The organism is Salinilacustrithrix flava, from assembly GCF_041228405.1.
GTDB classification, from domain to species: Bacteria; Actinomycetota; Acidimicrobiia; order Acidimicrobiales; family Salinilacustritrichaceae; genus Salinilacustrithrix; species Salinilacustrithrix flava.
This window is the reverse complement of the sequence record NZ_CP133888.1, coordinates 2,065,444-2,084,845: the sequence shown is the minus strand read 5'-3', so window position 1 is coordinate 2,084,845 and position 19,402 is coordinate 2,065,444. Positions and strand designations below refer to the sequence as shown.

Annotated in this window: 21 protein-coding genes; 11 read left to right on the top strand and 10 right to left on the bottom strand. The window is 71.9% G+C overall.

Going from position 1 to position 19,402, the window contains the following annotated elements:
• Positions 1-72 precede the first annotated feature (72 nt).
• From RGQ06_RS10345 to RGQ06_RS10330, 4 genes are all read right to left on the bottom strand, one after another.
• Entirely contained in the window at positions 73-756 is a 684-nt protein-coding gene (locus tag RGQ06_RS10345; RefSeq protein WP_432430226.1) for a VOC family protein, read from the bottom strand.
• A gap of 15 nt (positions 757-771) precedes the next feature.
• Complete coding sequence (locus tag RGQ06_RS10340; protein ID WP_432430227.1) at positions 772-1,566, bottom strand: enoyl-CoA hydratase-related protein; 795 nt, start codon at positions 1,564-1,566, stop codon at positions 772-774.
• Entirely contained in the window at positions 1,563-2,219 is a 657-nt protein-coding gene (locus RGQ06_RS10335; RefSeq protein ID WP_432430228.1) for a TetR family transcriptional regulator, read from the bottom strand. Before RGQ06_RS10335 ends, RGQ06_RS10340 begins: the two co-directional genes overlap by 4 nt.
• Before the next feature lie 91 nt (positions 2,220-2,310).
• Positions 2,311-3,609, bottom strand: a complete 1,299-nt coding sequence (locus RGQ06_RS10330) for an acyl-CoA dehydrogenase family protein (RefSeq protein WP_432430229.1) — start codon at positions 3,607-3,609, stop codon at positions 2,311-2,313.
• 101 nt (positions 3,610-3,710) lie between these two features.
• Between RGQ06_RS10330 and RGQ06_RS10325 the strand changes: the two genes are divergently transcribed.
• The 10 genes from RGQ06_RS10325 (at position 3,711) to RGQ06_RS10280 (ending at position 13,477) form a co-directional block, all read left to right on the top strand.
• Entirely contained in the window at positions 3,711-4,880 is a 1,170-nt protein-coding gene (locus tag RGQ06_RS10325; RefSeq protein WP_432430230.1) for an alpha/beta hydrolase family protein, read from the top strand.
• A 100-nt stretch (positions 4,881-4,980) separates the two neighbouring features.
• Complete coding sequence (locus tag RGQ06_RS10320) at positions 4,981-5,526, top strand: carbonic anhydrase (RefSeq protein ID WP_432430231.1); 546 nt, start codon at positions 4,981-4,983, stop codon at positions 5,524-5,526.
• Positions 5,527-5,565: 39 nt separating this feature from the next.
• Positions 5,566-6,180 (top strand): rhodanese-like domain-containing protein, encoded by a 615-nt coding sequence (locus RGQ06_RS10315; RefSeq protein ID WP_432430232.1) that lies wholly within the window; start codon positions 5,566-5,568, stop codon positions 6,178-6,180.
• A 2-nt stretch (positions 6,181-6,182) separates the two neighbouring features.
• Positions 6,183-7,562 carry a rhodanese-like domain-containing protein gene (locus tag RGQ06_RS10310; RefSeq protein ID WP_432430233.1) on the top strand — a complete coding sequence of 460 codons (1,380 nt, stop codon included), beginning with the start codon at positions 6,183-6,185 and terminating at the stop codon, positions 7,560-7,562.
• 8 nt (positions 7,563-7,570) lie between these two features.
• Positions 7,571-9,325, top strand: a complete 1,755-nt coding sequence (locus RGQ06_RS10305; protein WP_432430234.1) for a SulP family inorganic anion transporter — start codon at positions 7,571-7,573, stop codon at positions 9,323-9,325.
• A complete protein-coding gene (locus RGQ06_RS10300; protein WP_432430235.1) occupies positions 9,325-9,597 on the top strand; it encodes a metal-sensitive transcriptional regulator in 273 nt (90 codons plus the stop codon). Before RGQ06_RS10305 ends, RGQ06_RS10300 begins: the two co-directional genes overlap by 1 nt.
• A 16-nt stretch (positions 9,598-9,613) precedes the next feature.
• Positions 9,614-10,963 carry an MBL fold metallo-hydrolase gene (locus tag RGQ06_RS10295; protein WP_432430236.1) on the top strand — a complete coding sequence of 450 codons (1,350 nt, stop codon included), beginning with the start codon at positions 9,614-9,616 and terminating at the stop codon, positions 10,961-10,963.
• Between the two features lie 23 nt (positions 10,964-10,986).
• Positions 10,987-11,586 (top strand): class I SAM-dependent methyltransferase, encoded by a 600-nt coding sequence (locus tag RGQ06_RS10290; protein ID WP_432430237.1) that lies wholly within the window; start codon positions 10,987-10,989, stop codon positions 11,584-11,586.
• A gap of 50 nt (positions 11,587-11,636) precedes the next feature.
• On the top strand, positions 11,637-12,830 hold the full coding sequence (locus RGQ06_RS10285) for a DUF3179 domain-containing protein (RefSeq protein WP_432430238.1): 1,194 nt from the start codon (positions 11,637-11,639) through the stop codon (positions 12,828-12,830).
• A 41-nt stretch (positions 12,831-12,871) separates the two neighbouring features.
• Complete coding sequence (locus tag RGQ06_RS10280) at positions 12,872-13,477, top strand: glycerol-3-phosphate acyltransferase (protein ID WP_432430239.1); 606 nt, start codon at positions 12,872-12,874, stop codon at positions 13,475-13,477.
• Positions 13,478-13,525: 48 nt separating this feature from the next.
• Here RGQ06_RS10280 and RGQ06_RS10275 read toward each other — a convergent pair whose 3' ends face one another.
• The 3 genes from RGQ06_RS10275 to RGQ06_RS10265 form a co-directional block, all read right to left on the bottom strand.
• A complete protein-coding gene (locus RGQ06_RS10275; RefSeq protein WP_432430240.1) occupies positions 13,526-14,824 on the bottom strand; it encodes an MFS transporter in 1,299 nt (432 codons plus the stop codon).
• An 11-nt stretch (positions 14,825-14,835) separates the two neighbouring features.
• Positions 14,836-15,498 carry an ArsR/SmtB family transcription factor gene (locus RGQ06_RS10270; protein ID WP_432430241.1) on the bottom strand — a complete coding sequence of 221 codons (663 nt, stop codon included), beginning with the start codon at positions 15,496-15,498 and terminating at the stop codon, positions 14,836-14,838.
• 68 nt (positions 15,499-15,566) lie between these two features.
• Complete coding sequence (locus tag RGQ06_RS10265) at positions 15,567-15,755, bottom strand: hypothetical protein (protein ID WP_432430242.1); 189 nt, start codon at positions 15,753-15,755, stop codon at positions 15,567-15,569.
• Between the two features lie 180 nt (positions 15,756-15,935).
• Between RGQ06_RS10265 and RGQ06_RS10260 the strand changes: the two genes are divergently transcribed.
• The gene (locus tag RGQ06_RS10260) at positions 15,936-16,094 is read left to right on the top strand and encodes a hypothetical protein (protein WP_432430243.1); all 159 of its coding nucleotides are present in this window, start codon (positions 15,936-15,938) and stop codon (positions 16,092-16,094) included.
• Positions 16,095-16,111: 17 nt separating this feature from the next.
• Here the strand turns inward: RGQ06_RS10260 and RGQ06_RS10255 are convergent, their stop codons facing one another.
• From RGQ06_RS10255 to RGQ06_RS10245, 3 genes are all read right to left on the bottom strand, one after another.
• Positions 16,112-16,744: a pyridoxamine 5'-phosphate oxidase family protein gene (locus tag RGQ06_RS10255; RefSeq protein WP_432430244.1), complete on the bottom strand. Its 633-nt coding sequence runs from the start codon at positions 16,742-16,744 to the stop codon at positions 16,112-16,114.
• A 115-nt stretch (positions 16,745-16,859) separates the two neighbouring features.
• Positions 16,860-18,917, bottom strand: coding sequence for a heavy metal translocating P-type ATPase (locus tag RGQ06_RS10250; RefSeq protein ID WP_432430322.1), 2,058 nt, complete (start codon positions 18,915-18,917; stop codon positions 16,860-16,862).
• 115 nt (positions 18,918-19,032) lie between these two features.
• Positions 19,033-19,398: an SRPBCC family protein gene (locus RGQ06_RS10245; RefSeq protein WP_432430245.1), complete on the bottom strand. Its 366-nt coding sequence runs from the start codon at positions 19,396-19,398 to the stop codon at positions 19,033-19,035.
• Positions 19,399-19,402 lie beyond the last annotated feature (4 nt).

Below are 19,402 nucleotides of genomic sequence, written 5' to 3'. Positions count from 1 at the left end.
AACCGACCGTTCTGGGCCGCTCCACACGCCGTCGAGGCGTGTGGGGCGGCCCGGTTCGTCGTCTCGGTCCGTTCAGACGAGGCGGAAGCGCACGCCGCAGATCGTCAGCTCGTCACCGGCTCGGTCGCGGTCGGCCGCGTGCAGGTCGATGGCGACCAGGCCTCGCTCGCCGCGCCCCCAGCGGAGGGCGACGCCGTCGTCGAAGTCCGGCCGACCCAGCAGGTCGCGCCACCGGCCGGCGGTGGCGTCCGGATCGGGGACCGCGAGCTCCACGGCCTCGATGCCGTCGACCACGTCGGTGCGGACCGCCCGCTGCCAACCCGGGCCGGCCGGCATCCACGGGTCGCCGTCACCGGGAGGCTGCACGTCGATCTCGAGGAACGACCCACCGGTGTCCCCGGGGTGCAGCTGCCAGCCCTGGTAGCCGTGGTCGTCGAACTCGAACGCGGTGCGGATCCCGAGCCCCTCGGCACGCTGGCGGAACGGGGCCTGGTCGTCGGTCTGGCAGATGACCATGTAGCCGCCGTCGCCGCCCATGCGCTCGAGCTGGCGGCCGGCGGCCGTCCCCTCGCGAGTGGGTGACACCACCTCGAGGAACTGGTTGCCGACAGGCAGCACGGCGTTCACGAGGCCGAACGTCGCGACGGCCGGGTCACGGTGGGCGACCTCGAGACCGAGTTCGGCGCCAAGGGCGTCCAGGACGGGATCGAGCTCGGTGGCGACCAGGGCGACCTGGCGCAGTCGGAGCGTGCTCATCCTCTCGGCCACGGCTCAGGCCCCCAGCCGGGGGAACGCTGGCGCCCGCTTCTCGAGGAGCGCTGCGGCACCCTCCCGGGCGTCCGGTCGGTCGAGCGCGGCGTACTGCACGCCGTCGATCTCGTCGAGCGCGTCCGGGTACGTCACCCCGTAGCCCTCGTAGACGAGGCGCTTGGTGTCGGCGAGCGACGCCGGCGACACGTTCTCGGCCAGGTCCACGACGTAGCGACGGGCAGCCGCCAGCAGGTCGTCGGGTGCGACCACCTGCTGGACGAGCCCGAGGCGCAGCGCCTCGGCTGCCTCGACCTTCCGCGACGACCAGAGCATGTCGAGGGCGGCACCGGTGCCGACCAGACGCGGCACGATCCAGGTCGTGCCGTGCTCGGCGATGAGCCCCCGCTTGGAGAAGATGGAGATGAACGAGGCGGCGTCGGATGCGATGCGGATGTCGGACATCGTCGCCAGCACGAACCCGCCGCCGGCGGCCACGCCGTTCACCGCGCTGATCACCGGCTTGGGCACCTGCAGCAGCCACGTGAACAGGCCGGGCACGCCGTCCTTCGGCGGTGCCGCGGCCGAGCCGGCGTCGGTCGTCTGCTGGAGCACCGATGCATCGAGCCCGGAGCAGAACCCCCGGCCCTCCCCCGTCACCACGATGCCCACCACGCGCGGGTCGGCTGCCGCGGCGTCGACGGCCTCGCGGAAGGCGCGCAGCATCGGGTGGGTGAGCGCGTTCAGCGTCGCCGGCCGCCGCAGCGTGATGGTGGCGACGGGATCGTCGACCACGTAGTCGATCTCGGTCTGGGTCATCGGGTTCGTCCTCCGTCGGTGCTCGGGCGGATCAGGTCGGTCGTCCAGTGCGTCACCGGCGCGGCCAGCATGGCCGTCACCAGGTCCACCAGGTGGCTGGCGAAGAGCCGGTGGTCGCCACGGCCGCCGCGCTCCCGGGCTCGGCTGGCCAGCTCGCCGTGCACGAAGCGGAGCACGGCGAAGCGGCGGTGCAGCGGGCGGCCGACGGCCTCCGCGGGAAGCAGCGGTTCGACCAGCTGGCTCCACCGGCGGATGCTCGGCGCCTGCCAGTGAGCCTCGAGGGTGCCGGCGAAGCGCACGGGTCGGGCGAGCACCTCGGCCACGATCTGGAGGTGGGCAGCCCCGCCGTCGGGCTCGGACAGCTCGGCGACGAGCGGGGCGACCAGCGCAGTCGACAGGGCTCTCGGCTCCGGCGGGTCCGACCGCTCGACCTCGTCCAGCAGCGAGCCGCGGCGGCCCTCGACGCGATCGCGGTGCCGGGCCAGCACCGCCAGCAGCAGCCCATCCCGGTCCCCGAAGTGGTACTGGGCGGCGTTGGTGTTGCCCTGCCCGGCCCGACGGGCGATCTCCCGGAGCGACGGGGCCTCGATGCCCTCGGACGCGAACAGCTCCTCCGCCGCCCGGACGATGGCGAGGCGGGCCCCGGCGCTCATGCTGGTGCGAAGGCCTGCACCATCGCCCGGCCCAGACCCCGGCTGCCGCCGGTGACGACCGCGACCCGACCGGTGAGGTCGAACCGATCGCTCACTGGTTGCCCACCACGTGCTCGAGCACGTCGGCCATCTTGGCGCGGGCCTCCTCGCGACGGGTCGGCAGGTGCGCCGAGGGGAACAGCGTGTCCACCGGCTTGTGCTCCTTGAGCACCTGCCGGGCGATCGTGACCTTGTGCACCTCGGTGGGGCCGTCGGCGATCGCCATGACCTCGGCGCCGATCATCATCGACACGAACGGCATCTCGTTCGACACACCGAGTGCGCCGTGCAGGTGCATGGCCCGCTGGACCACGTCGTGGAACACCTTCGGCATGGCGACCTTCACCGCCGCGATGTCCTTGCGGACCTTCTTGTAGTCCTGGTGCTCGTCGATCAGCCACGCCGTGCGCAGGACGAGCAGGCGGAACTGCTCGATCTCGATCCAGGAGTCGGCGATCTGCTCCTGGACCACGCCGAGCGATGCCAGCGGCCCGGTGCGGGTCTCGCGGCTGAGCGCCCGCTCGCACATCATGTCGAAGGCCCGGCGCACCGAGGCGATGGTCCGCATGGCGTGGTGGATGCGACCGCCGCCGAGGCGGGTCTGGGCGATGGCGAAGGCCTGCCCCGCCCCACCGAGCAGGTGGTCGGCCGGCACCCGGACGTCGGTGTAGCGGACGTAGCCGTGCGTGCCGTGCCCCTCCGGCTCGGCCCCCAGGCCGACGTTTCGCACGATCTCCACGCCGGGCGTCTCGGCCGGCACCACGAACATGCTCATGCCCTGGTAGGCGCTCACGTCGGGGTCGGTGACCGCCATGACGATGTAGAAGGACGCGAAGCGGGCGTTGGAGGAGAACCACTTCTCCCCGTTGATGATCCACTCGTCGCCGTCGAGCACGGCGCGGGTGGTGAACAGCGTCGGATCGGCGCCGGCGTGGGGCTCGGTCATCGAGTAGCACGACGAGATCTGGCCGTCGAGCAGCGGCTGCAGGTACTTCGCCTTCTGCTCCTCGGTGCCGTAGTGGGCGAGGATCTCGGCGTTGCCCGAGTCCGGGGCCTGGCAGCCGAACACCGACGGCGCCCAGCGGGACCGGCCGAGGATCTCGTTGAGCAGCGCCAGCTTCAGCTGCCCGTAGCCCTGGCCGCCGAGCTCGGGGCCGAGGTGGGCGGCCCACAGGCCGCGGTCCTTGACCTGCTGCTGCAGCGGACGGACGACGGCCATCGCGGCCTCGTCGGACTTGTCGTAGGGGTCGCCGAGGACGAGGTCCAGGGGCTCCACCTCCTCACGGACGAAGTCGTCGACCCAGTCGAGCTGGGTCTGGTAGTCGGGGTCGGTGCGGAAGTCCCATGCCATGGAGCGACGTTAACGCACGTGCGTTAACCGTGCGCCGGCCGGTCCGTCACGGACATCGACGCCGACCGAGCGGGCGCGATGGCGGTCGGTACCGTGCCGAGGTGCCCCATCGCCGCATCGCCTCCGCCCTGCTCACCGCCACGCTCCTGCTCGCCGCGTGCGGTGACGACGACGACACGTCGTCGCCGCCGACCAGCGACGAGGTCTCCGACGAACAGGAGACCGAGGTCGCGTCCGGCACCGAGGACGAGACGGAGGACGACACCGAGGCCGAGCCCGAGGCCCCCGCCCCCGACCAGCCCGGCCCGTACGCGGTCGGCCGGACGACCCAGCAGGTCACCGACCCCGATCGACCCGAGCGGACCCTGACGGTCGAGGTCTGGTACCCGGCCGCCGCGGCGGCCGAGCCCACGCCCTACGAGCTCATCCCGGGCGTCGCCTTCGACGCCGACCTGTCGACGGTGGACGCGCCCCCCTCGGAGGAAGCGCCGTTCCCCGTCGTCGTGTTCTCCCACGGTTCGGGTGGGCTGCGCCAGCAGTCGGCCTCGATCGTGGAGACCGTGGCGTCGCACGGCTTCGTGGTCGTCGCCGCCGACCACGCCGGCAACACCGCCATCGACCGGCTGCTCGGCACCGAGACCGAGTTCGGCGTGTCGGCTCGCAACCGGGTCCTCGACGTCGGGCTCCTGCTCGACGAGGTCGAGGCCGGTCGCATCGCCGGCGACCTGGCCGACGCCGAGCAGGTCGCGGTGATGGGCCACTCCTTCGGCGGCTTCACCGCGCTGGCCGCCGCCGGCGGCTTCGAGGACATCCCCGCCGACCCCCGGGTGGACGCCATCGTCCCGCTGGCCCCCGCCTCCTCCCGACTGACCGACGAGGCGCTGTCGTCGATCAGCATCCCGATGCTGATCGTCACCGGCAGCGACGACGCCACGACGCCGGTCGAGGACCAGTCGACCCGTCCGCTGGGGCTGGCGAGCGGCCCGGCGACGCTCGTCGAGATCGACGGCGGCTCGCACGAGGTCGTGACCAACATCTGCGACATCCTCACCGCGGTCAGCGCGCCCGGCGCCGAGGTCCCCGACGGGACGGTCGAGGCAGCCCAGTCCTTGGCCGGCGAGACCTGCGACCCCGGCGCCGCGGTCGACGTGACGCAGGCCTTCGACATCACGGAGCGCTACGCCGTGTCGTTCCTCCGCCAGCACCTCGCCGGCGACGAGCGCTACGAGGCGGTCGAACCCGTCGACGGCGCGACCGTGCGCGCCGGCTGACCCCACGCGAGGAGCCGCCGATCACACGGGGGTAGCCAAACATTGTCCGGACATGTAGGTTGGTGCATACCCCACCGGGTATCACCGACGAGGTTGGACGATGACCACCGTGCACGAGCGCAACACCACCTGGGACGAGCTGGCTGAGGCACACCGACGTGCCCGCCCGGCGTCCGGCACCGCCGAGGGCATCCCGCCCCACCGGCCGCAGGTCGCCGTGCTCACCTGCGCGGACGCCCGAGTCTCGCCCACTCGCCTGTTCGACCTCCCCGCCGGTGCGCTGTTCACCGTCCGGGTCGCCGGCGCCTCGGCCACGACCGAAGCGGTCGCCAGCCTCGGCTATGCCGTCGAGCAGCTGGGCGTGCGCACCGTGGTCGTCCTCGGCCACACCCACTGCGGCGCCGTGACGGCAGCGGTGGACGGCGTGGAGGACGCCTCCCTCGAGTCCATCGTGGCGCCCATCCGCCCGGTGGTGACCCCCGCCTGCGGCGAGGTGCACTGCGCCGTCCCGGCCCACGTCACCGCCACCGTCGCTGCCCTCCACGACGACCCGGGCCCCCTCGGCGCTGCGCTGCGCAGCGGCCGCGCCGAGGTCCACGGCGCCATCGTCGACGTCGCCGACGGCTCCCTCACCCGCCTCACCTGATCCCCCCGAAACCCCCCGAACACAGGAGACACCACCCCGATGACCACCACTGATCCCCAGCACCACGCCACCGCCACCATCGACCCGGCGGAGCTCACGCGCATGCGCGCCGAGGACCCTGCGGTGCACGTCCTCGACGTGCGGACCCCGGGCGAGTTCGAGACCGGCCACATCCCCGGCTCCTACAACGTCCCCCTCGACCTGCTCGGCGAGCACGTCCGCGACCTCGCCGCCCTCGACCACAACGTCGTGCTGGTCTGCCAGTCGGGTGCGCGGGCCACCAAGGCCCTCGAGACCCTCGTCGAGGCCGGCAAGTCGAACCTGCGCCTCCTCCAGGGCGGCATGAACGCCTGGACCTCCGCCGGCGGCGACGTCGCCCGGACGAACGAGACCCGCTGGGCCATGGACCGCCAGGTGCGCCTGGTCGCCGGCAGCGTGACGCTCGCCAGCGTCGTGGCCAGCATCTGGTTCCCGCCTGCCCGCTTCCTTGCCGGCTTCATCGGCGCCGGACTCACGTTCTCCGCCGTCACCAACACCTGCGGCATGGCCCTGATGCTCTCGAAGCTCCCCTACAACCGGGGCGCCGGATGCGACATGGGCGCCGTGCTCGACCAGCTCACCACCGCCGAGACCGCCAACCGCACAGGAGCATGACGATGATCTTCAACCAGTACTACCTCGACTGCCTGTCCCACGCGTCGTACCTGATCGCCGACGAGACCACCGGCAAGGCCGTGGTCGTCGACCCCCAGCGGGACATCTCCGAGTACCTCGCCGACGCCGAGGAGAAGGGGCTCACGATCGAGCTCGTCCTCGAGACCCACTTCCACGCCGACTTCCTGTCTGGCCACCTCGAGCTGGCCCAGGCCACCGGCGCCGCGATCGGGTACTCCTCGGTCGCCGAGACCGAGTTCGACATCCGCCCGCTGGCCGACGGCGAGCGCATCTCCCTCGGCGAGGTGGAGCTCGAGATCCGGCACACCCCGGGCCACACGCCCGAGTCCATGAGCGTCGTGATCTACGAGCACGCCGACGACGAGGTGCCCTACGGCGTCCTCACCGGCGACACCCTGTTCATCGGCGACGTCGGACGTCCCGACCTGCTCGCCTCGGTGGGCTTCACCCGTGACGAGCTGGCCACCAAGCTCTACGACTCGCTCCACGACAAGCTGCTCACCCTTCCCGACGCCACCCAGGTGTTCCCGGCCCACGGCGCCGGCTCCGCCTGCGGCAAGAACCTCTCGACCGAGCTGACCTCCACCATCGGGGCGCAGCGGCAGGAGAACTACGCCCTGCTCGCGCCGGACCGCACCACCTTCATCGACCTCGTCACCGAAGGGCAGCCACCGGCCCCGGGCTACTTCATCCACGACGCCACGCTGAACAAGATGCAGCGGCCGCTGATGGACGAGGCGACCCCGCCCCGACCCATGACCTGGGACGAGGTGCAGGCCGCGATGGCGGCCGGCGCGCTCCTGGTCGACGGGCGGGATCCCGTCGAGTTCGCCCACGGCCACCTCAAGGGCGCCGTGAACGTCGGACTCGAGGGCCGCTACGCCGAGTTCGCCGGTTCCGTGGTCCCCGTCGACGCAGACATCGTGCTGTTCGTCGAACCCGGCGCCGAGCTCGAGGCCAAGAACCGGCTCGGTCGCATCGGCTTCGACCGGGTGCTCGGCTACGTCGACCGCCCCCTGGAGGTGCTCCTGGCCCACCAGGACCAGGCCCAGGTGGCCTCGCGGCTCACGCCCGTCGACTTCGAGGAGCGGCGCACGGATGTCGACGACCTCCAGCTCGTCGACGTCCGCAACCCCGGCGAGCACGCGCTCGGATCCCTCCCGGGTTCGGTGAGCATCCCCGTCGGCCAGCTCCCCAACCGCCTGGACGAGCTCGATCCCGACCGACCCACCGTCGTGTACTGCGCCGGCGGCTACCGCTCGTCCGTCGCGGCCTCGCTGCTCCGGGCCAACGGCTTCGACGACGTCAGCGACATCGTCGGCGGCTACGGCGCCTGGACCGAAGTCGTCCAGCCGGCCTGAGTCGTGCCATGACCACCCCACCCACCACCCTCGGGCAGCGGCTCCGCGGCATGCGACCCCAGGTCTCCCGCGACACCCTGCTCTCCGACCTCGGAGCCGGCCTGGCGGTCGGGGCGATGCTCGTGCCCCAGGGCATGGCGTACGCCCTGCTCGCCGGGCTGCCTCCCGAGGTCGGCCTGTACGCCTCGACCGTGCCGCTCGTGCTCTACGCGATCTTCGGCACGTCGCGGCAGCTCGCCGTCGGCCCCGTCGCCATCGTGTCCCTGCTGAGCGCCACGACGATCGCCAGCGTCGCGGACGAGGGGACCGCCGGCTACGTCACCGCCGCGGCGCTCCTCGCGCTGCTCGTCGGCGTCGTGCACATCGTGCTGGGCGTGGCCCGCCTCGGGTTCCTCACCCGGTTGCTGTCGCACCCGGTCCTCGTCGGCTTCACCTCGGCGGCCGCGCTGATCATCGGCGCCAGCCAGGTCAAGCACCTGCTCGGGGTCTCCCTCGAGAACGACGAGCACTTCCACGAGACCGTGTGGGAGCTCATCCAGAAGACCAGCGACGCCCACGGCCTCACGCTGGCCGTCGGTCTCGGGGCCATCGCGCTGATGGTCGGGCTCAAGCGCTGGCTCCCGGTGCTTCCCGGCGCCCTGGCCGCCGTGGCCGTCACCACCGTCGCCTCGGTCGTGTGGGACCTCGAGAGCCGCGGGGTCAAGGTCGTGGGTGAGATCCCCCAGGGCCTGCCGCCGCTCACCATCCCGGATGAGTTCGGCATCATCGGCACGCTGCTCCCAGCTGCGATGGTCATCACCCTCGTCGGCTACATGGAGTCGATCGCGGTCGCCAAGGTCTACGCCCGACGCAACCGCTACGAGGTCGACGCCAACCGCGAGCTGATCGGGCTCGGGGCGGCCAACGTCGGCGCCGGGCTCTTCGGCGGCTACCCCGTCACCGGCGGCTTCAGCCGCACCGCGGTGAACGCAGAGGCCGGTGCCCGCACCAAGCTCGCCGCGCTGATCACCGCCGCCGTCGTCACCCTCGTCATTGTCGCCTTGACCCCGCTGTTCGAGCAGCTGCCCTCCGCGACCCTCGGTGCCATCGTGGTCGTGGCCGTCGCCAAGCTGTTCGACCTCGCCGAGATCACCCACATCCGGAAGCTGAAGACGGCCGACTTCGTGACCCTGGTCGTGGCGTTCCTCGCCACCCTGGCCTTCGGCGTCGAGCTCGGCATCGGCATCGCCATCGCCGCCTCGATGGTGGTCGTGGCCGTGCGGATGATGACCCCCCACACCGCCGAGCTCGGGCGCCTCCCGGGTGGTTCGCTCTATCGCAACCTGGCGCGCTTCCCGCAGGCCGAGCGGGTGCCCGGCGTGGCCATCATCCGCTTCGACGTGTCGCTGTCGTACCTGAACGTGGAGTTCCTGAAGCGTCGGGTGCAGCGTCTGGTGGACGAGAGCGGCCCGGAGCTCCGGGCCGTGGTCCTCGACGCCAGCGGCGTGAACGACATCGACACCTCCGCCGTCGAGACCCTCGCCGAGCTGATCACCGACCTCGACGAGCAGGGCATCACGCTGCACCTGGCCAGCGCCAAGGGCCCGGTCCGCGACGTGCTCATGCGAGCGGGCACCTACCAGCAGCTCGGTGACCGGGTCCACGACCAGGTCCCCGACGCGATCGCTGCAGTCACGCCCGGCCAGGTGGACGGGCATGGAACCACACCCCCTGGGGTACCGACCGAGACCGGGCCTCTGGCCCGACCCGAGAGCAGGAGCTGATGTTGGATATCCCCGAAGAGACCACCGCCGACCTCGTCAAGCGGCTCCGCCGCATCGAAGGCCAGATCCGCGGCATCCAGGCCATGCTCACGGACCGACGCGACTGCGCGGACGTGGTCACGCAGATCGCGGCGGCCAACAAGGCCCTCGAGCAGGTCGGCTTCAAGCTCGTCGCCTCGGGCCTCACCTACTGCATCTCCAACCCGGACGAGGCAGCCGAGAGCGGCTACGACCTGGCCCGCGTCGAGAAGATGTTCACCAAGATCAGCTGAGAGAGGAAACCCAGACGTGCTCGACATCCGCATCGTGGAGACCCCCGGACTCGGGGATCGCAGCTACATCGCCACCGACGGCGACGTCGCGATCGTCATCGATCCCCAGCGCGACATCGACCGCATCCTCGAGGAGGTCGGGGACGTCCCCGTCACCCATGTGCTCGAGACCCACATCCACAACGACTACGTGACCGGCGGCTTGGTGCTCGCCGAGCGATGCGGGGCCACCTACGTCGTCAACGCCGACGACCCGGTCGACTTCGACCGCCGCGGCGTCCGAGACGGCGACGTGCTCACGGCGGGCACGCTGGAGATCACCGTCATCCACACGCCGGGCCACACCCCGACGCACCTGTCCTACGCCGTCGGTGTCGGCGGTGAGCCCGCCGCGGTGTTCACCGGCGGGTCGATCCTCTTCGGCGCCATGGGCCGCACCGACCTGGTCGACCCCGACATCACCGAGGACCTCACCCGTGCCCAGCACCGCTCGGCACGCCGGCTCGCCGAGATGCTGCCCGACGACACCGACATCTTCCCCACCCACGGCTTCGGCAGCTTCTGCTCGGCCACGGAGACCAAGGGCACCGAGTCCACCATCGGCAAGGAGAAGGAGCAGAACCTCGCGCTCACCGAGGACGAGGACGGCTTCGTCTCCCAGCTCATGGCCGGCCTCACCGCCTATCCCCGCTACTACGCGCAGATGGCGCCGCTGAACCAGGCCGGCCCCGGGGAGCCCGACCTCGGCATGCCCCAGCTCGTCGACCCGGCCGCGCTCCAGCACCGCCTCGAGCACGGGGAGTGGGTGATCGATCTCCGCGACCGCAAGGCCTACGCCGCCGACCACGTCCGGGGCACGGTGTCGATCGAGTACGCCGACCCCTTCGCCACCCACCTCGGCTGGGCCGTGCCGTGGGACGCGCCGCTGACCCTGATCGGCGACTCCCCCGACGACGTGCTCGGCGCCCGCCGCCAGCTCGCCCGCATCGGCATCGACCAGATGGCCGCCGCAGTCGGCACGACCGACGAGCTGGCTGCTGACGGCACCACCAGCTCGTACCGCCGCGCCACCTTCGAGGACCTGGCCACCGAGCGGGCGGAGCGGGGCGGCGAGATCGTCGTCCTCGACGTCCGCAGGCCCGACGAGTGGGAGCAGGGCCACATCGAGGGTGCGGTCCACATCCCCTTCTACGACCTGCGCGGCCGGCAGGGCGACGTGCCCGACGGTGAGGTCTGGGTGCACTGCCAGTCCGGCTACCGGGCATCCATCGGCGCGTCCCTCATGGACGCCGTCGGCCGCGACGTGGTCCACATCGACGACGAGTGGGACAACGCCGAGAAGGCCGGCAACCCGATCGAATCCTGAACCCCCGAGCCCGAGGAGCCCCGATGGACCGTCACGCCTGGAACGAACGCTACGAGGCGACCGACCTCGTGTGGACGGCAGGTCCGAACCAGACCTTCGCCGACGAGGTCGGTGGGCTCGAACCCGGGACCGCGCTCGACCTCGCCGCCGGCGAGGGTCGCAACGCCATCTGGCTGGCGACCCAGGGCTGGACGGCGACGGCGGTGGACTTCTCCGACGTCGCGCTCGACAAGGCCCGGCAGCTGGCCGAGGCGCGCGATGTCGAGATCGAGACCGTCGTCGCCGACGTGACGACCCACGTGCCCACCGCTGGCGCCTACGACCTCGTGGCCGTCATCTACCTCCACCTGCCGGCCGACGACCGTCGGCTCGTGCACCAGCGTGCGGCAGCAGCCGTCGCGCCCGGCGGCACGTTGATCGTGCTCGGCCACGACACCACCAACCTCACCGACGGCCACGGTGGCCCCCAGGACGCCGCCGTGCTCTACACCCCTGACGACGTCGTCACCGACCTGGAGGGGACGGGGCTCACCGTCACGAAGGCCGAGCGGGTCGACCGCACGGTCTCCACCCCCGACGGCGACCGGACGGCCATCGACGCCCTGGTGGTCGCGACGCGGTAGCCGGACCTCCGGCGCGGGAATCGCCGTGGCTCGCACCGGGTTGTGAAGTCATGGTGCGACGCCGGTTCTCGTTCATCCTCGTGCTCCCCCTGCTCGCCGCCGCATGCGCGTCGGACGGTGACCAGCGCGTCGGCAGCGACGCAGGTGACAGCCCGGCAGCACCGACCGTCACCGTCGACCAGATCGCGGCGACGCCGGAGGAGGACACGATCTCGGCGCTGGTCAACCGGTTCCACGCCGAGCACCCGGACCCGCTGATCGACCCCGGAGCGCTGGTGTCCGGTGGGCCCCCACCCGATGGGATCCCGCCGATCGACGAGCCGAGGTTCCTGCAGACCGACGAGGTGGACTTCCTCGAGGACACCGAGCCGGTGCTGGCGATCACCGTCGGCGACGAGTCCCGGGCGTACCCGGTCCAGGTCCTGATCTGGCACGAGATCGTGAACGACACGATCGGCGGCATCCCCGTGACCGTCAGCTACTGCCCGCTGTGCAACTCCGCGATCGCGTACGACCGGCGCCTGGGTGACCGGGTGCTGGACTTCGGCACGTCCGGGCTGCTCTACAACTCGGCGCTCGTGATGTACGACCGCCAGACCGAGACCCTCTGGTCCCACTTCACCGGTGAGGCCGCCATCGGCCACCTGGCTGGCGAGGTGCTCGACGTGCTGCCGGTGAGCACGGTCTCGTGGGCGGACTGGCGCGAAGCCAACCCCGACGGGCTCGTGCTGTCGCGGGACACGGGCCACGACCGCAGCTACGGCACCAACCCGTACCCGGGCTACGACGACGTCACCAGCTCGCCCTTCCTCTTCGACGGCGAGGTGGATGGGCGCCTGGCGGCCAAGGAGCGCATCCTCGGCATCGAGCGCCACGGCGAGGCGGCCGCCATCCGGCTGGAGGCGCTGCAGGAGGACGGCGTCGAGCACCTCGATCTCGGGCCTGATGCGCTCGTGGCGTGGGTGGTCGACGGGACGGTCTCGGCCCTGGACGCCGGCACCGTGTCGGGTGGACGCGACGTCGGTGCAACGGGGGTGTTCTCCCGGGTCGTGGACGGCGAGGAGCTGCGCTTCGAGGCCGATGGTGACGGCTTCGTGGACGACCGGACGGGCAGCACCTGGAACGTGCTCGGGGAGGCCACAGCCGGACCGCTCGCCGGCACCCGGCTCGACGCCGTCCCCCACGTCGACACGTTCTGGTTCGCGTGGGCCGCCTTCCGGCCCGACACGGTCGTGGTCCGCTGAGCGGGGTCGTGAACCCCGGCGACCTCGGATACCTTCCCGCCGTGCCGACGCCCCGTGCCCTCGCCCTCGCCGCGCTCGTCGGGTACGCCGCCGGTCTCGTGCCGTCCGCATCGCTGGCCGCCCGCGCCGCGAGCGGTGGCCAGGTCGATCTCCGGACCGCAGGCAGCGGCAACCCGGGCGGCGCCAACGCCGCGGCGGTGCTCGGCCGGCGCTGGGGCTACGCGGTGATGGCGGCCGACATCACGAAGGGTGCCGTCGCCTGCCGCGCAGGCCGACGTCTGGCCGGCGGTCCCGGCCAGCACGTGGCCGCGGTCGCCGCCGTCCTCGGCCACTGCTACCCGGCGACGCACCGCTTCCGGGGCGGCAAGGGCGTGGCCACGAGCGTCGGGCAGTGCCTCATGACGCTTCCCGCCTACGTGCCCATCGACCTGGGCGTGGCCGCCGCCGTGGCGGCTGGTCCCTGGCGCCAGCGCGCCTTCCCCGCCACGATGGCGGCATCCGCGACCTGGGTCGCTGCCTGCGTCCTGTGGTGGCGACGGCAGCTCCCGAACGCGTGGGGCGGGCCCGTCACGGTCGGGCACCCGATCGCGGCAGCAGCGAGCAGCGCCATCATCACCACCCGCTTCCTCGCCGAGCGCCGCCCCTGATCGTCGGCTGCTGCGAGCCGGCTCGCAGCTCGAGAGAGCACGGCCTGCTCAGTCGGGCACGACCGGCAGGGGCGGGCGGTGCAGCGTCTCGCGCATGCGGAGCGAGACGTCGAGGCCGCTGGCGGCGGTGATGCCGGCGACGATGAAGATGGCGAACTCGATGCTGACGACGTCGGCGAGGACGCCGGCGAGCACCGCCCCCACCGCGAAGCCGAGGTCACGCCAGAGGCGGTAGACGCCGACAGCGCTGGCTCGCCAGGTGGGGTGGGCGACGTCGCCGATGGCGGCGATCAGGGTCGGGTAGGCCATGGCGGTGCCGGCGCCGAACACGGCGCTGCCGAGGGCCCACACCCCGAAGCCGTCGCCGAGGGCGATGATCGTCAAGCCGGCGGCCTCGGTGAACTGACCGCCGGCGATCAGCCACTTGCGCCCCACCTTGTCCGAGAGCGCGCCGGTGAAGAGCTGCCCCAAGCCCCACACGGCCGGAGCGATGGCGATGAGCCCGCCGATCCTGCCGACGGAGACCCCGCCCGCAGCGAAGAAGAGCGGGAACAGCCCCCAGGCCATGCCCTCGTTCAGGTTGTTGACCAGGCCCGCCTGGCTCGCGGCCGAGAGCGACGGGTTCCGCCACGTGGACAGGGCGAAGACCTGCCGGGGTGTCATCTCGGCGTCCGGGTGGCCGTCGCGCTGGACGTGGTCGGCGGCCTCGTGGGCCACGTGGTGGGAGGTCTCCCGGACGAAGAGCGTCGAGAGTCCGAGGCCGATGATGACCAGGCCGATGCCGAGGTAGAAGGGCTCGGGTCGCAGCCCGTGCTCGGAGGCGATCCAGCCGGTGGCCCACGCCGCGGCAGCGACGGCCCCGTACCCGGCGCCCTCGTTCAACCCCATGGCCAGGCCGCGCCGGGCGGGGCCGACGAGGTCGATCTTCATGATGACGGTGAGCGACCACGTGAGGCCCTGGTTGATGCCGAGCAGCACGTTGGCGAACAGCACCCACCCCCACGTCGGCGCCCAGATCAGCAGCAGGGGGACGGGGATGGCGACGAGCCAGCCGACGACGAGCACGGGCTTGCGGCCGTACTTGTCGCCGAGCGCGCCGGCGAAGAGGTTCGTGATCGCCTTGGACACGCCGAAGACGGCGATGAAGCTGAGCATCGCCGAGTAGGCGGACAGGCCGAAGACGTCCTCGGCCAGCAGCGGGAGCACCGTGCGCTCCTGGCCGACGGTCGCGCCGACCAGCGCGTTCACCAGGACGAGCAGCCCGAACTGGGGCAGGTTCTCGCGCAAGCCGAGCCGGATGCCGGCCGGGGCGGCGTCGGTCGAAGGCGGTGGGACGGTGCCGCTCATGGATCGATCCTTCAGTCGGTTCCGACGGCGACCGGGAGCCCGGCCCGGCGCCACTCGGGGAAGCCCTCGTCCAGGCGGACGGCACGCCGGCCAGCGGCGACCAGGGCGCGCACGGCGGCGTCGGCGTAGACGCAGAACCGGCCGCGGCAGTAGGCGACGACCTCCACGTCGTCGGGGACGTCGTCGAGTCGCCGCTGCACCTCGTCGGGCGGCACGGAGATCGCGCCAGGGATGTGCCCGGCCTCGTACTCGGACGCAGGACGGACGTCCCAGACCAGGGCGCCCTCGCCCAGCCGCCGGGCGAGCTCGTCCCGGCTCACCTGCTCCAGCCCCTCTCGGTCACCGAGGTACTCCTCGGCCGCCTGGTGCACGCCGGAGACGTTGGCGGTGGCCACGGCTCGGAGCGTCTCCCACAGCGCCTCCACCTGCTCGTCGGCCAGGCGGTACAGGACCCGGTTGCCCTCGCGGCGAGACCTCACCAGCCCGGCGCGGGCCAGGACCTGCAGGTGCTGCGAGGTGTTCGCCACCGACTGGTCGATCTGACCGGCCAGCGCCTCGACCGCCCGTTCGCCCTGGGCGAGCACGTCCACGAGCTCGGCCCGGCGGCCGTTGGCGAACGCCTTGCCCACCAACGCGAACTGGTCGAACAGCGCTGCCTTCGCTTCTGGTGCCACGGCAGCAGGATACCAGCGAGGCTCAACTATTCAAGCAAATTCTTGACAATCAAGCCGAGCGGGTCCGCTCAGATCTCACAGGCTGGCGCACCGGGGAAGTCCACCTGGAAGCCCTTCGTGACCCAGCGTCGGGTGGAGACCCGAAGTGTCGGCGCCAACGGGACCAGGTCCTTGGCGACGAGCACCTCGAGGTCGTCGCGGCGCATGCGGAGGTAGGGCGACAGGTTGCGCCCCTTCGTCTGGGTGGCGACCGCCACCTCTGCGACCTTGCCTCAGCCGGTGGGGCGGATGAGGTCGATGACCAGCGTCCGGCCTCGCTTGGACAGGAGGGCGGCGGCGTCTTCGGTGAGCTCGATCTGCATGACCCCCACAGTGCCATCGCCGGCCAGCACCGCCGGAAGCGACTGCACAGCGGCGTCGACGGGTACGACCGGAGGATGGTCGTCCTCGTGATCCTCATCATCCTCGCCCTGATCTTCGGGGTCGGCGCCGTCCTCGAGGGTCTCGCCTGGGCGTTCCTCATCGGCCTCGTGCTGCTGCTGGTCGCGGCGTGGTGGGGTTGGTCCAAGGTCCGCGGCGTCACCGGCCGCCGCTGACCGTCACCACGCACCCGTCAGCCGCCGGGCTCCCACATGGTCGTCTGGTATCCGGCTTCCAGGTCGGCGGCGATGACGTCGGGTTCCACGTCGAGACCGATGTGCTCGCGCAGGGCATGGGCGGCCGACGGTCGGTCCTCGGGGTCGGGCCACGTCGAGGGATCCCACAGCCCGGATCGACGGAACGCCTTGGCGCAGTGGATGAAGCACTCCTCGACGTCGACGCCGATGGCCAGCGGGGGACGGCGTCCGTCGACGGCCACCGCATCCCGCACGGCCGGGGACGTGGTGAGCGTCGCCCGCCCGTTCACCCGGAGGGTCTCGTCCACGCCCGGCACCAGGAAGATCAGGCCGACCCTCGGGTCGGCGAGGATGTTGGTGTGGGTGTCCAGCCGGTTGTTGCCGGCCAGGTCCCCCATCGCCAGCCGGTGCTCGTCCAGCACGGCGACGAACCCGGGGGCACCGCCGCGCGGCGAGGCGTCGGTGCCGCCCGGGCCGGTCGTGGCGACGACGACGAACGGGGACGACTCGACGAAGGCGCGGGCCGCGTCGTCGACGTGGTCGATCTGCTTGCGCAGCACCAGCGGGTGCGGCTGGCGGTAGAGCTCCCGGAGCCCCTCCTCGTCGGGGACGGCGTCATCGAAGGGCATGTGAGGCTCCGGGATCGATCGGCGTGGGGTCAGAGCGACTCGGCGGCCTGGGCCACCTCGGCGAGGATCTCCACATACTCGTCCAAGCCGGGACGCGACGGCCCGGATCCCCGGGTCAGCGATCGACGCGCAGGTCCAGCCGTCGCAGCAGCTGGGCGTTGAGGGCGACGACGATCGTGGAGATGCTCATCAGCACGGCACCGACCGCGGGCGGCAGGGTGACGCCCGCCCAGTGCAGGGCGCCACCGGCCAGGGGGATGGCCACGACGTTGTACCCGGCCGCCCACACGAGGTTCTGGAGGGACTTGCGGTACGTGCCGCTCGCCAGCCGGATGATGGCGACGACGCCGCGCGGGTCGGAGCTGGCCAGGATGAGGCCGGCGGACTCGATGGCGACGTCGGTGCCGGCACCGATGGCGATGCCGACGTCGGCACGGGCCAGGGCGGGGGCGTCGTTGACGCCATCGCCGACCATGGCCACCGACAGACCCCGCTTCTGGAGCTCAGCGACCTTGGCCGACTTGTCCTCGGGGAGGACCTCGGCGAAGACCTCGTCCAGGCCGAGATCCTCCCCGACGGCGTCGGCGACCTGGCGGGCGTCCCCGGTGATCATCACGACCCGGAGCCCACGCGCTCGCAGCTCCTCGACGGCCTCTCGCGCCTCCGGCCGGATCTGGTCCTCGAGGGCGAGGGCGCCGACGATGCTGTCGTCCCGGACGAGGTGGAGGACGGCGGCGCCGCGGGCCTCCCACTCCTCGACCTGCTCGGCGAGCTCGGCAGGGACGTCCAGGGACCGCTCCCGGAGCAGCGCCGGTCCACCGAGGGCGTAGGCTTGCCCGTCGACGGTCGCCTCGACCCCTCGGCCGGTGATCGACCGGAAGTCGCTCGCCGTCGCGACCTCGCCCCGGTCACGGGCGGCGGTGACGATGGCACGAGCGAGCGGGTGCTCGCTGTCGGCCTCCACGCCGCCGGCGATCCGCAGCACCTCGGTGTCGGTCACCCCGTCGGCGCCGGCGATGCCGACCACGGCGTGCTCCCCGCGGGTGAGCGTCCCCGTCTTGTCGAACAGCACGGCGTCGATCGTGCGGCTCGCCTCCAGGGCGAGGCGGTCCTTGATGAGGATGCCGCTGCGGGCACCGATGGCGCTCGACAGCGACGTCGTCAGCGGGATCGCCAGACCCAGGGCGTGGGGGCAGGAGATCACGAGGACGGTCACGACCCGCACGACGGCCTCGTCAGCGGTGCCGAAGACCGACCAGGCCACGGCGGTGATCACCGCGGCGCCGGTGGCGACGTAGAAGAGCAGCGCGGCGGCCTTGTCGGCGAGGACCTGGCTGCGCGACCGGGACTCCTGGGCTTCGGCGACGAGGCGGCCGATGCCGGCCAGGGCGGTGTCGTCACCCACCGCCGTGATCCGGACGCGGATGGACGAGTCCGTCGAGACGGTGCCGGCGACCACCGCGTCGCCGATGCCCTTGGCGACCGGACGGGACTCGCCGGTGATCATCGACTCGTCGAGCTCGGCGGCGCCGTCGACGATGTCGCCGTCCGCCGGAACCCGGCCGCCGGAGCGGACCAGGACCGTGTCCCCGGGACGCAGGTCCGACGCTGGCACGGTCTCGACGTCGCCGGCGTCCGTGAGGCGCTCGGCCTCGTCCGGGAGGAGCGCGGCGAGCGCTCCGAGGGCGTCCTGGGCCTGGCCGAGCGCCTTCATCTCCTGCCAGTGCCCGAGCAGCATGATCGAGATCAGCGCGCCGAGCTCCCACCAGAAGTCCAGGTCGAACAGGTCCAGCGACGTGGCCATCGACGCCACGTAGGCGACGCTGATCGCCATCGCGATCAGCAGCATCATCCCCGGCGTGCGGGCCTTGGCCTCCTCGAGCCCGCCGGCGAGGAACGGCTGACCGCCCCAGAGGAACACGATCGTGCCCAGGATCGGCCCGATCCACTCGATGCCGGGGAAGTCGAGGTCGTAGCCGAACCAGTCCATGACCATGTGGCTGGTCACGACCAGCGGAACCGTCAGCAGCAGGCTCCACCAGAAGCGCGTCCGGAACATCTCGACGTGGTGGCCGTGGTGGCCACCACCGTGCCCCTCGTCCGCGCCGTGTCCTGCGTGACCGCCGTGGTCCTCGGGGTACGCCTCGGCGTCGTCGATCGCCTCCGCGGTCATGGTCACGTGCGCGGTGTGGTCGACGTCGCTGCTCGTCTCGTCCTTGGTCATGCTATTACCATACCCCCCTACCCTATAGAGTCAACCGCGAAGCATCATCTGCCCCCTCCACCCTTCAGTGCAGCAGATCCTCGATCCGGGCGAGGGCGATCCGACACACCACGAGGTACGGAGCGGCCACCACTGGAACCCCGAACCCGACGCGACATCCGCTTCCGTCGGGGCGGATCCGGTGCGACGTGGCCGGGATGCCGACCACCGACCACGACCAGCGCACCCCCTCCTCGAAGTCGGTGATGCGGAACGGCAGCCGCACACCCACGGCGGTGCGGACCCAACCGGTCGAACCCTCGAGGAACCGGTCGCCGTCCAGCTTGGCTTCGGTGATCGACGGACCCCAGTCCGGCCACCGGTCGGTGTCGGTCAGCAGCTCCCAGGCGGCGGCCGGGGTGGCGTCGATGCTGCGCTCGACCCAGAGCACGACG